General features: G+C 64.3%; 8 protein-coding genes. 2 read left to right on the forward strand and 6 right to left on the reverse strand.

Translation table 11 applies throughout. The features are described 5' to 3' along the window. The first annotated feature begins 37 nt into the window (after positions 1-37). Entirely contained in the window at positions 38-442 is a 405-nt protein-coding gene (locus WFP39_RS06950; RefSeq protein WP_377923218.1) for a MerR family transcriptional regulator, read from the forward strand. A gap of 16 nt (positions 443-458) precedes the next feature. Here WFP39_RS06950 and glgX read toward each other — a convergent pair whose 3' ends face one another. The 5 genes from glgX to WFP39_RS06975 are packed head-to-tail and all read right to left on the reverse strand — an operon-like array spanning position 459 to position 9,535. Further along, the gene (gene glgX / locus WFP39_RS06955) at positions 459-2,228 is read right to left on the reverse strand and encodes a glycogen debranching protein GlgX (protein WP_336918552.1); all 1,770 of its coding nucleotides are present in this window, start codon (positions 2,226-2,228) and stop codon (positions 459-461) included. Then, a complete protein-coding gene (gene glgA, locus WFP39_RS06960) occupies positions 2,225-3,652 on the reverse strand; it encodes a glycogen synthase GlgA (RefSeq protein ID WP_336918553.1) in 1,428 nt (475 codons plus the stop codon). The genes glgX and glgA overlap by 4 nt, the downstream gene beginning before the upstream one ends. After that, the gene (glgC, locus tag WFP39_RS06965) at positions 3,649-4,905 is read right to left on the reverse strand and encodes a glucose-1-phosphate adenylyltransferase (protein WP_336918554.1); all 1,257 of its coding nucleotides are present in this window, start codon (positions 4,903-4,905) and stop codon (positions 3,649-3,651) included. Before glgC ends, glgA begins: the two co-directional genes overlap by 4 nt. 40 nt (positions 4,906-4,945) lie before the next feature. After that, positions 4,946-7,111, reverse strand: coding sequence for a 1,4-alpha-glucan branching protein GlgB (gene glgB, locus WFP39_RS06970; RefSeq protein WP_336918556.1), 2,166 nt, complete (start codon positions 7,109-7,111; stop codon positions 4,946-4,948). Between the two features lie 9 nt (positions 7,112-7,120). Next, on the reverse strand, positions 7,121-9,535 hold the full coding sequence (locus WFP39_RS06975) for a glycogen/starch/alpha-glucan phosphorylase (RefSeq protein WP_336918558.1): 2,415 nt from the start codon (positions 9,533-9,535) through the stop codon (positions 7,121-7,123). A gap of 287 nt (positions 9,536-9,822) precedes the next feature. Here WFP39_RS06975 and WFP39_RS06980 point away from each other — a divergent pair, with 287 nt between their 5' ends. After that, on the forward strand, positions 9,823-11,445 hold the full coding sequence (locus WFP39_RS06980) for an alpha-glucosidase (protein WP_336918559.1): 1,623 nt from the start codon (positions 9,823-9,825) through the stop codon (positions 11,443-11,445). Here WFP39_RS06980 and WFP39_RS06985 read toward each other — a convergent pair. Further along, positions 11,416-12,765, reverse strand: a complete 1,350-nt coding sequence (locus tag WFP39_RS06985; protein ID WP_336918561.1) for an amino acid permease — start codon at positions 12,763-12,765, stop codon at positions 11,416-11,418. The genes WFP39_RS06980 and WFP39_RS06985 overlap by 30 nt on opposite strands. Positions 12,766-12,793 lie beyond the last annotated feature (28 nt).

The following is a 12,793-nucleotide window of genomic DNA, read 5'->3' on the forward strand; positions in this document are numbered from 1 at the left end:
TCGGGGGAACGATAGTGCCGCGCTGGAAGGCGGCGCCATCCTGACGGGGAACGGGGATCATCGCGGCATCCAGGATGTCGCGCGCGAATTGGGCGTGACGCCGCGCACCTTGCGCTTTTACGAGGATAACGGCCTGATCAGCCCGCAGCGTGTGGGCAGCACGCGCATCTATTCGCGCCGCGATGTCGGGCGGATGCAATTGATCCTGCGGGGCAAGCGGCTGGGCTTTACCATCCGCGAAATCCGCGAGTTTCTGGATCTGTACGATACCGATCCCAGCCACCGCGAGCAGATGGAGCATCTATTGGTGCGCGTGCGCGAAAGGCTGGACAGCCTGATGCAGCAACGCGCCGCGCTGGAGGAAACGATGGCGGAACTCAGGCAGATCGAGGCGGAGGCGCTGGAACGGATCGCGGGCAAGGGGCTGCGCAAGGCGGGTTAGCAACTGCCTTTGGCGTTCATTCCGTGAAATGCACTTCGCGCGCCCGCCGATCCACAGCGATCTTCACCGCGCCCAGCGAAAAGCTGACCGTGTGACTATCGGCTGATTGCCAGTCCTCTGCGGTCAATTTCGCCCCGCCTTCGCCGCGCCAGTGCCCGTCAGCAGGAAAGCGCTGGAACACATCCAACCGCCCCGCCCGCCACGCTGCCAGCCGCGCGACATGCGCTTCCAATTCACGGTCGCGCCCTTCCCAATCGAGCCAGCTGGTCGCGTTGTCCTGGGCATAGGCATTGTTGTTTCCGCCCTGCGTGCGGCCAAACTCGTCCCCCGCTGTCAGCAGCAGCGTGCCGGTCGAAGCAAACAGCGTACCCAGCATTGCCTCCACATCCGCCTTGCGCGCGGCCCGGATGCGCGGATCGTCGGTTGGCCCTTCGACCCCGTGGTTCCAGCTCACTTCGCCGCCGTGCCCGTCGCGATTCTCCTCCCCGTTGGCGAGGTTGTGGCGCTGGGCATAGGTGACGCAGTCGGCCAGGGTGAACCCGTCATGCGCGGCGAGGAAATTGACGCTGCGGCTTGGCCCGGTGCCGAACACATCGGACGAACCCGCCAGCCGCGTCGCCAGCGTGCCGATGGTGGCATCCCCGCGCCAGAACCGGCGCACATCGTCGCGGAAACGGTCGTTCCATTCCAGCCAGTTCGCCGGAAACCGCCCCAGCGCATAGCCGCCGGGGCCGATATCCCACGGCTCGGCAATCAGCACGCGGTCAGCCAGCCACGGATCGGCGGCAATTTCGGCAAAGATCGGCGCGGCGGGATCGAAATCGGGCGATCGGGCAAGAACGGGTGCAAGATCGAAGCGGAACCCGTCCACCCCGGCGTGCCGCACGAAGTGGCACATGGTTGCCAGCGCCAATGCGCGGACATGCGGCTGCGCGAAATCCAGCGTGTTGCCGCAGCCGGTGACGTTGGACAATTGCCCGTCCGGTTCCTTGGCATAATGGCTGTCATCCAGCCCGCGCAGGGACAGCACGCCGCCGTGCCTATCGCTTTCCCCGCTGTGGTTGAGCACCAGATCGAGGATCACGCCAATGCCCGCTGCGTGCAGGGCCGCCACCGTCTCGCGCAATTCCGCCACCCCGCCGGGGCACAGACCGGGGTCGAGCGCCATCATCGCCACCGGGTTATAACCCCAGGCGTTGGAAAGGCCCAGTGGCGGCAGGTGCCGCTCGTCAATCCAGGCGACAATGGGCATCAGTTCCACTGCGCTGATATGCAGCATCTTGAGATGCGCGATGATCGCCGGATGCGCCAGCGCCGCAACGGTGCCGCGCAAGGGGCTCGGCACATCGGGATGCTGCATGGTGAAGCCGCGCACATTCACTTCATAAATCAAGCCGCCGCGCGCGAAACAGGGCGCGGTGCGCGGCACTTCGGGCAAAGGCCCTATCACGCGGGCGCGCGGCACAAGGGGCGCGGTATCGACACCAAATTGGCCAAGCGCGGGATGCTGGCGGAACCGCCGGTCCAGTTCGACCGCATAGGGATCGACCAGCAATTTCGCCGGGTCGAACCACAGCCCGCGTTCCGGTGCCCAATCGCCGTCGGCGCGGTAGCCATAAAGTGCGCCGGTGCAATCGCGGGCAAGCTGCGCCACCCACAGATCACCCGCCCGCTCCATCACGATGGGCGCATCGTCCAGCACCAGCGCCACCGCGCGGGCCTGCGGTGCGCGCACGGCAAAGGTGGTGCCCGTGGGCGTGACAGTCACGCCAGGAGTGATGCTCACGCGGAAACCAGGTGCCGGTAGAGCGCGGCATATTGCGCCGCACTTTCATCCCAGCCGAAATCCGCCGCCATGCCGGTTTTCTGGATCCGCCCCCAAGCGGACTTGTCGGCAAAGAGGCGGATCGCGCGGGTGATGGCGAGCGAGAGTTCGTCGTAATTCGCCTCGTTCAGCACCACGCCGGTCGCGGTGCGCGCGGCGAGAGCGGCGGGGTTGGCGTCGATCACCGTATCGGCAAGGCCTCCGGTGCGCGTGACAAGGGGAACGCAGCCATAGGCAAGGCCGTAAAGCTGCGTCAGGCCGCAAGGCTCAAACCGGCTGGGGATCAGGATCGCATCGCCGCCGCCCTGCATCAGATGGGCCAGCGGCTCGTCATAACCAAAGCGCAATCCCACGCGCCCCGGATGCCGCTGCGCCGCCTCCACCAATGCAGCCTCCAGCGCCAGGTCGCCCGCACCCAGCAACGCCAGACGCCCGCCAAGGCCGACCAGATGGTCAATTACCTCCAGCAGCACATCAATGCCCTTTTGCCAGGTGAGCCGGCTGATGACGACGAACAGCGGCCCTTCGCTCTCCTCCAGCCCGAAAGCTGCCTCCACCGCGCGCGTGTTGGCCTTGCGCGGGGCCAGCCTTTTCGCATCGAAGGTGGCGGCCAGATGCGGATCGCTGGCCGGGTTCCATTCGGCGCGGTCAATGCCGTTCAATATGCCGTACACCAGATGGCTGCGCGCGCGCACCACGCCGTCCAGCCCCATGCCAAAGCGCGCGGTATGAATCTCGCGCGCATAAGTGGGGCTGACCGTGGTGATGGCAGAGGCGCAGACCATGCCGCCTTTCAGCATCCCGACCCCGCCGTGAAACTCCACCCCGTCCATGCTCCACGCCGCATCGGGCAAGGCGAGGCGCGGGAAGACCTCGCCCCCGAAATAGCCCTGAAACGCCATGTTGTGGATGGTGAGAACAGACGGCACTTTGCTGCCACGATAGCGCAGATAGACCGGCGCCATCGCCGCCTGCCAATCATGCGCGTGCACCAGATTGAACTTGGCCGAAAGCTCGTGCGCGGCAAGGCCCAGCGCGGCGAAACGGCGCCAATTGTCGTGCCAGTCTGACCCGTTTGTGTCGCCATAGGGGCCGCCGGCGCGGGCAAAGTAATTGGGCGCATCAAGCACCAGCAGGCGGCGCCCGTCATCCAGCTTCGCAGAAAGAACCCGCGCCGGTTCGCCCAGCAGATTGTCGATACCGGGCACTCTGCGCGGCTTGCGAACCGCATCCATCACTGCGGGGAAGCCGGGCAGCAGCGTGGTCATCTCCACACCCTGCCGCGCCAGCGCAGCAGGCAGCGCGCCCACCACATCGGCCAGCCCACCGGTCTTGATCAGCGGCACCGCTTCGGATGCGACAGAGAGAACTTTCAACAGCTTCACAGCTTTGCAATCATGTCCTTGGTAATCAGGCACACGCCCTTTTCGGTGCGGCGGAACCGTTGATCATCGAGCACAGGGTCCTCGCCCACCACCAGTCCTTCGGGGATGCGCACGCCGGAATCGAGGATGACATTGGTTAGCCGCGCACCGCGCCCGATATTGCAATAGGGCAGGATCACGCCCCGCTCCACGCTGGAATAGCTGCCCATTTTCACGCCGGTGAACAGCAGGCTGTTGCGCGCCAGCGCGCCCGATACGATGCAATCCTGCGAGATGAGCGAGGATATGGCATGGCCGCGCCGCCCGTCCTCGTCATGCACGAATTTGGCCGGAGCGGCGACAATCTGGTCCGTCCAGATGGGCCAGTCGCGGTCATACAGGTTCAGCTTGGGCACCACGTCGGTCAGGTCGAGATTGGCTTCGAAATAGGCGTCCAGCGTGCCCACATCGCGCCAGTATTCCTCGATCTCGTCCGCTGCGCGGATGCAGCTGGCGGTGAAACGGTGCGCCTGCGCTTTGCCATGCTTGACGATATAGGGGATGATATCGCCGCCAAAATCGCGCCCCGATGCAGGATCCGCCGCATCGCGCCGCAGCTGGTCGAACAGGAAGGCGGTTTCGAACACATAGATGCCCATGCTGGCGAGCGCCATGTCGGGCTGATCGGGGATACCGGGCGGATCGGCGGGCTTTTCGACAAAGGCGGTGATGCGGTCGGTTGCATCGACATGCATCACGCCAAAGCCGGTTGCCTCCTTGCGCGGGACGACCAGACAGCCCACGGTCACGTCCGCGCCGCTTTCCACGTGCTGGCGCAGCATCAGTTCGTAATCCATCTTGTAGACATGGTCGCCCGCCAAAATGACCATGTATTTGGGCGCGTGCGCCGCAATGATGTCGATGTTCTGGAACACCGCATCGGCCGTGCCTTCATACCATTGGCTTTCCGAAACGCGCTGGCTGGCGGGCAGGATGTCGAAGCTCTCGTTCCTTTCCGGCCGCATGAAATTCCACGCGCGCTGCATGTGACGGATCAGGCTGTGCGCCTTGTATTGCGTGGCCACGCCGATGCGGCGGATGCCCGAATTGATCGCGTTGGACAGGGCAAAATCGATAATGCGCGATACGCCGCCGAAGTAGACGGCGGGCTTGGCGCGGTTATCGGTCAGTTCCTTCAACCGGCTGCCCCGCCCGCCGGCCAGCACATAGGCCATGGCATCGCGCGCCAGTGGCTGGGTGGTGGAATCTCTCATTCGGCCCGCTCCTGTTTATTTTTCTCAATCTGCCTGAAAATCAGCCCTGATGCACGAACATCAGCGTCGAAAGCGGCGGCAGAACCACATCCGCCGCGCCGTGATGCGCCGTGACCGCGCCCAGATTGCCCTGCCCACTGCCGCCATAGACCGCTGCATCGGAATTGATGATCTCCGCCCACAGGCCGTCATGCGGCAGACGCAGGCGATAGGAGGTGTGCAGCGCCGGGGTCATGTTGCTCACCACCACCACCGGTCGATGGCCGGGCGCCTTGCGCACCCATGCAAACACGCTGGCCGCCGCATCGTCCACCACCAGCCATTCGAACCCCTCGCCCTCGCAATCGCGGGCGTGCAGCGCGGGGTATCGGCGGTAGGCGTGGTTCAGATCGCGCACCAATGCGCGCACGCCTGCATGGGCGGGATCGTCCAGATGGTGCCAGTCGAGCGCGCGGTCCTCGGCCCATTCGCGCCCCTGCGCAAATTCCTGCCCCATGAACAGCAGCTTCTTGCCGGGATAGCCCCACATGAAACCGTAATAGGCGCGCAGATTGGCAAATTTCTGCCATGCATCGCCGCTCATCTTGGTGAGCAGGCTGCCCTTGCCGTGCACCACCTCGTCATGGCTCAGCGGCAGCACGAAATTCTCGGCAAAGGCGTACATCAGGCCAAAGGTGATGTCGTCGTGGTGGAATTTCCGGTGCACGGGGTCGCGGCCCATGTATTTCAGCGTGTCGTGCATGAAACCCATGTTCCACTTGAAGCCAAAGCCCAGGCTTTCCCTTGGGCCGTCTTCATAGGCAGGCAGGGTGACGCCCGGCCAGGCGGTTGATTCCTCGGCAATGGTCAGGAAACCCGCATGGCTGGAATAGACCGCCCGGTTCACCGCACGCAGGAAATCGACCGCTTCCCAGTTCTCGCGTCCGCCAGCCTCGTTCGGGATCCATTCGCCCGCCGCGCGGCTGTAATCGCGGTAGAGCATCGAAGCGACTGCATCCACGCGCAGGCCGTCAACATGGTATTGCTCGGCCCAGAACAGCGCGTTGTTGATGAGGAAGCTTGCTACCTCGCGCCGCCCGAAATTGTAGATCGCGGTGTTCCAGTCCGGATGAAATCCCAGCCGCGGGTCGTCATGTTCATACAGAGCGGTGCCATCAAACCGGGCAAGGCCGTGTTCGTCGACCGGGAAATGCGCGGGCACCCAGTCGATCAGCACGCCAATGCCCGCCCGGTGCGCACCATCCACGAACCGGGCAAAGCCATCGGGCGCGCCAAAGCGGGCCGAGGGCGCATAAAGCCCGGTAGTCTGGTAACCCCAGCTGGGGTCATAGGGGTGTTCGGACACGGGCAGGAACTCGATATGGGTAAAGCCCATCTCGACCACATAGGGGATGAGCCGCGCGGCCATTTCGTCCCAGGTCAGGAACCAGCCATTATCGTCGCGCTGCCATGATCCGGGGTGCACTTCGTAAATGGAGATTGCCTCGCGCCGGGGATCGACGCTGGCCCAATGCGCGCGGTGCGCGCAGTCGCCCCAATCGGGCTTGGCAGGCCGCGCAGTGAGAGAAGCAGTCTTGGGCCTGAGCTCGCTGGCAAAGGCAAAGGGATCGGCTTTCAGCGGCAGCACCGCGCCATCGGGGCCGATGATGCGGTATTTGTAGGCTTCCCATTCGCCGATGTCGGGAACGAAAATCTCCCACACGCCAATGTCCACGCGGCGGCGCATCTGGTGCCGCGCGGGATTCCAGCCGTTGAAATCGCCTACCACGCTGACATGCGCGGCATTGGGCGCCCACACGGCGAAATGCACGCCCTGCGCGCCTTCATGCTCCAGCAGATGCGCGCCCATCTTGTCGAACAGGCGAAAATGCGTGCCTTGCGCAATCAGCAGGTCGTCGAGCGGCCCCAGCACCGGGCCGAAGGAATAGGGATCAGTTACCCACCAGCTGTGCTTGCCCGCCACGCATTTGTATTTGACCGGCCGCGGCTTGCCCCTGACCAGCCCTTCAAACAGGCCGCGATCATCCACCCGTTCCAGATGGCCCAGAAAGCCGCCTTTCAGGCTGAAGGCGCTGGCCGCCTCCGCCCCCGGCAGGATCGCGCGGGCAAAGGTGCCCACTGGCCCGGCATGCGTTCCCAGAAGCGAGAACGGATCGGCATGGGTGCCATTCAGCAGCGCCTCTATCGCCGATGCGGGTGGTTGCAATGACAGGTCCTACACTCCCCAGATATCGCGCGCATATTCGCCAATCGTGCGGTCGGACGAGAACCAGCCGACATTGGCGATATTGCGAATGGCCTTGGTCCGCCACATGTTCTGATCCTGCCATAACAGGTCGACCTTGCGCTGGGCAGCGCAATAGCTGTCGAAATCGGCCGCCAGCATGAACCAGTCGCTGTTCAGCAATCCCTCCATCAGATCGCGGTAACGGGCGGGATCGTCGGGCGAAAACACGCCATTGGCAATCGCATGCACCGCCTGCGCCAGTTCGGGGGAACCTTCGATAATCGCGCGCGGGTCGTAACCATTGGCACGCTTTTCCGCCACTTCATCGGCGGTGAGACCGAAGATGAAGATGTTGTCCGCGCCCACGCGCTCCATGATCTCGATATTTGCACCGTCCAGCGTGCCGATGGTGAGCGCGCCGTTCAACGCGAATTTCATGTTGCCCGTGCCCGATGCCTCCATCCCGGCGGTGGAAATCTGTTCGGACAGGTCGGCCGCCGGAATGATGCGTTCGGCAAGGCTCACATTGTAATTGGGCACAAACACCACCTTCAGCAGCCCGCCGACCGAAGGATCGGAATTGATCCGCCGCGCGATGTCGTTCGCCAGTTTGATGATCAGTTTCGCATTGTGATAGCTGGGCGCCGCCTTCCCTGCGAAGATCTTCACGCGCGGCACCCAGTCGCGTTCGGGATGGCTGCGGATCTGGTCATACAGCGCGACCGCTTCGATCAGATTGAGCAATTGCCGCTTATATTCATGGATACGCTTGATCTGCGCATCGAACAGCGCATCGGGATTGAGGCGCAGGCCCATCTCGCGCTTCAGATAATCGGCCAGAGCCAGCTTGTTCGCTCGCCTTACCTCGGCCACGCGTTCGCCCAGCACCGGATCGGCGGCCAGCGCGTTCAGATCGGACAGCTTTTCCGCATCGTCCAGAAACGCATCGCCAATTGCGTCGCGGATCACGCGGGTCAGCGCGGGATTGCACTGCATCAGCCAGCGGCGCGGGGTGACGCCGTTGGTCTTGTTGTTGATGCGCGTGGGGTAGAGGCGGTGGAGATGCGCAAACACTGTCTGTTTCATCAGATCGGTATGCAGCGCGGCCACGCCGTTGACGCTGTGCGCGCCGGCAAAGGCAAGGTTCGCCATGCGCACGCGCCGCTCGCCGCCTTCGTCGATCAGGCTGATCGCGGCAATCGCGTCCCCGTCCAGACCGGCCTTGCCCGCTTCGCGCAGCACGCGGCTGTTGATGGCATAGACGATCTGCATATGGCGCGGCAGCAACCGCTCGAACAGCGGCAGCGGCCAGCTTTCCAGCGCTTCGGGCAGCAGCGTGTGGTTGGTATAGGCGACGGTCTTTTTCGTCAGCTCCCACGCCTCGTCAAACTCCAGCTGATGTTCATCCACCAGCAGCCGCATCAATTCGGCAACCGCCACCGCGGGGTGCGTGTCGTTGAGCTGGATCGCCACCTTGTCGGGCAGGGTGCGAATGTCCTTCTCATACTGCACATGGCGGCGCACGATGTCCTGAATGCTGGCGCTGGAGAAAAAGAACTCCTGCCGCAGCCGCAATTCCTGCCCCGCAGGCGTGCTGTCGGCGGGGTAGAGCACACGCACAAGGCTCGCCGCGCGCGCCTCGTTCTCCAGCGCGCCAACATGGTCGCCCGCATTGAACGCGTCGAGCCGGATGGGATCTAGCGCGTGCGCCGTCCACAGTCGCAAGGTGTTGACCCGCTTGCCGCGCCAGCCCACCACGGGGGTGTCAACCGCGCTTGCCTCGATCACTTCGGCCGGGCGCCATTGCACCCCGCCATCCGCGCTGGCAACAACCTCTCCGCCAAAACCGATGCGGTAAGCACTTTCGCGGCGGTCAAATTCCCACGGATTGCCATGGCTGAGCCAGGTTTCGGGCAATTCGACCTGCCAGCCATCGTCGATCCGCTGGCGGAACATGCCGTTCACATAACGGATGCCATAGCCGTAAGCCGGGATATCGAGGCTGGCCAGGCTTTCCATGAAACACGCCGCCAGCCGCCCCAGCCCGCCATTGCCCAGCGCTGCGTCCGGTTCCAGATCTTCCAGCACCGCAAGATCGAGGCCGTTTTCCTTCAGCACCCGGTCCATTTCCTGCGTCAGGTCCATATTGTTCAGCGCGTCGCGCAGCAGCCGCCCGATCAGGAATTCGAGGCTGAGGTAATAGACCCGCTTGCTGCCCGCATCGTAAGTGCGGCGGGTGGATTCCATCCAGCGGTCGATGATCTTGTCGCGCAGCGTCAGGACGGTCGCCGTATACCAGTCATGCGATTTTGCCGCGCGTTCATCCTTGCCCACGCGGTGGCGCAGGACATCGATGATCAGTTCTTCGATCGGGGCGCTGCTGGGCTGGGCATTGCGGGGCATGAGCATTTCCTCACCAAATGCGCGCTGCCATACCGCAGCGGCGGTTGCGGTTCTCTCCCACGGGCGACCGGTCTTGTTTGCTGATCCGGCGGGCGGTTCCCCCCATCCCCCGAAACGCCGGCGCGCCTGCCGGACCGCGCGCCACCGCCATGTCGTAGGACGCAAGATGCAGATCGACAAGGTTTTCCATGCAGATGACCGCTACATTGTTGCATTGCAGCAAAATTGCTGTGTCCGCGGCGCTTTCGTGCTATGAACAGCCAAGCGACTTTCCGGGGGGACGCGCCATGGTGCACGATATTGCGGACAAGAATATTGCCCCTGCTCCGTGGTGGCGCGGGGCGGTGATCTACCAGATTTACCCGCGCAGCTTTCAGGACAGCAACGGCGACGGGGTGGGCGATTTGCCCGGCATTACCGCGCGCTTGGGGTACGTGGCCGATCTGGGCGTGGATGCAATCTGGATATCGCCCTTCTTCGCCTCGCCCATGAAGGATTTCGGATACGACATCTCCGATTATTGCGCGGTCGATCCGGTGTTCGGCACGCTGGCCGATTTCGATGCGCTGGTGGCACGCGCGCACCAATTGGGGCTGAAAGTGCTGATCGATCAGGTCTATGCCCACACATCCGATCAGCACGCCTGGTTTGCCGCCAGCCGCGCCGCGCGCGCAGGGGAAATGGCGGACTGGTATGTCTGGGCCGACCCAAAGGACGACGGCACCCCGCCCAGCAATTGGCAATCGGTATTTGGCGGGCCGGCATGGACATGGGACGCGCGGCGCGGGCAATATTACCTCCACACTTTCCTGAAGGAACAGCCGCAGCTCAACCTCCATAACTTGGCCGTGCAGGATGCGCTGCTCGATGTGGCAAGGTTCTGGCTAGATCGCGGCGTGGACGGGTTTAGGCTCGACGCGCTGAACCATGCGATGGTGGATCCCGCCTTGCGCGACAATCCGCCCGCCGCGCCGGTGCCGGGCAAGCTGCGCACGCGCCCGTTCGATTTTCAGGACAAGATTTACAGCCAGTCGCAGCCCGAAATGGTCTATTTCACCGAGCGGCTGCGCGGTGTGGCCGATGCCTATGGCGCGATTTTCACCATGGCTGAAATCGGCGGCAGCAACCCGCTGGAGGAGATGAAGGCCTTCACTCTTGGCGATCACCGGCTGAACAGCGCTTATGGCTTCGACTTCCTGTATGAACCGCATCTGACGCCTGCGCTGGTGGCCAAGGCGATGGCCGAATGGCCGGGCGAGGAGGGCGAAGGTTGGCCCAGTTGGGCGTTCGAAAACCACGATGCACCGCGCGCTTTATCCCGCTGGTGCGCGCCGGAGGATCAGGAGCTTTACGCCCCGCTCAAGATGGCGCTGCTGTTGTGCCTGCGCGGCAATCCGATCCTCTATCAGGGCGAGGAGCTGGGCCTGTTGCAGGACGATATTCCCTTCGAATTGCTGCAAGACCCCGAAGCGATTGCCAATTGGCCGCTGACCCTGTCCCGCGACGGGGCACGCACGCCTTTCCCGTGGAGCGATGAACCGCTGGCCGGCTTTACCACCGGCACGCCGTGGTTGCCGCTGTCCGAGGCGAACCGCGCGCGGGCCGTCAGCGTTCAGGAAGCCGCGCCCCATTCACTGCTCAAAGCCACGCGCCGGCTGATCGCCATAAGGCAGGCGAATGCCGAACTGCGGCTGGGCCGGTTCGAACTGGTGCAGGCGAACCGCCATGTCCTGATCTTCCGCCGCACCCTGCCGGGCAGCGAAGTTCTGTGCGCCTTCAATCTGGGTGCAGATGATGCGGCCATGCCGCCGATGGCGGGCCGGATGGCCATGCTCGCCTCCATCAACGGCGCGGGCAGCAGGGATGGGCTTCCCGCGCTCTCAGCCTGGATCGGCCGCACGCCGCGCTAGGGCGGCGAAGGCATAATAAGCGGGCAGACCCAGCGCCAGCAGCACCAGCCCCCACGCCACCGCTTCACCGCCTGCGCCGTAGATCGTCCATGCCGAATACAGCACCGCCAGCGCCGCCACCGGGGGCAACCATGTGCGCGATCCGAGCGAACCGTTGAACCGCAGAACCAGAGCCGCCGCCATGCACACGAGATACATGAACAGGCTGGTGCAGGTGGCGATCAGCAGCAGGAAGCCGAAGATTTCCGCCGCGCTGCTTTGGAAATTGAGCAGCATTACCACCGTCATCAGCGCGCTCGACACCACCAGCGCGCGCGCCGGAACCCCGGCCCCGTTGGTGGCGGCGAACCAGCGGGGAAATGTGCCATCACGCGCCATCGCCCAGGGCAGTTCCGCCTGCACCAGGATCCAGCCGTTGAGCGCGCCAATGCAGCTGATCGCGGCAAAACCCGCAATCGCCAGCGCCGGCCCCGGTGCCCAGAAACGGGCCACAAAGTCCGCAAAAGGCGCAGAGGAGTTCGCAATCACCTCCACCGGCACCAGAAGGATGATGGCAGAGCAGGTAACGAGGTAAAGCAGGCCCGTGATCGCGGTGCCAACCAATGTGGCAAAGGGCACGTTGCGTTCCGGATCGGCAATGCTGTCCGCCGGAACCGTGGCTGATTCCAGCCCCAGCAAGGCCCACAGCGTGAGCGTGGCAGCCGCAGTGACCAGCCCGGCCTCCAGCCCGCCTGCCTCTCCCACGTGCGGCAAGGGCGGCAGGCTAGCCTCGCCCGATCCCAGGGCCATGGCCGCCAGAACCAGCACCAGCACCAGTGGCACGATCTTGATCAGCGTCGTGACCAGCTGGAACCCGCCCGCCGAACGCGCACCGCGCAGGTTGAGCAACGTCAGCGCCCAGATCATCACCACGGCGGCCAGCGCATCCCCGCCCTGCACTGTCGCCAGCCCCGGCACGAACGCGCCCAGATAGCTGACGCCCGCCACCGCAATCGCGGCATTGCCGATCCACAGGCTGATCCAGTAACTCCACGTCACCAGAAAGGCGGTTAGCGGGCCAAAGGCGGCAGCGGAATAGGCATAGGGGCCGCCCGCCACCGGCATGGCGCGCGCGAGCCAGGCAAAGGTCGCGGCAAGGCACAGCCCGCCCGCAATCGTCAGCAGCCAGCCCAGCGCCGAGTTCCAACCCAGCGGGGCGAGCGCGGCCGGCAGCAGGAATATGCCCGACCCGATCATGTTGCCCACGACGAGCGATACCGCCATCCAGCGGCCCATCTTGCCCGCGGTGGAACGCGCTGCGGCGAGCGGCACTTCACTCACCGGCGAAGCCCCGCCCGCATCACGCGTC

The organism is Alteraurantiacibacter lauratis, from assembly GCF_037154155.1.
GTDB classification, from domain to species: Bacteria; Pseudomonadota; Alphaproteobacteria; order Sphingomonadales; family Sphingomonadaceae; genus Alteraurantiacibacter; species Alteraurantiacibacter lauratis.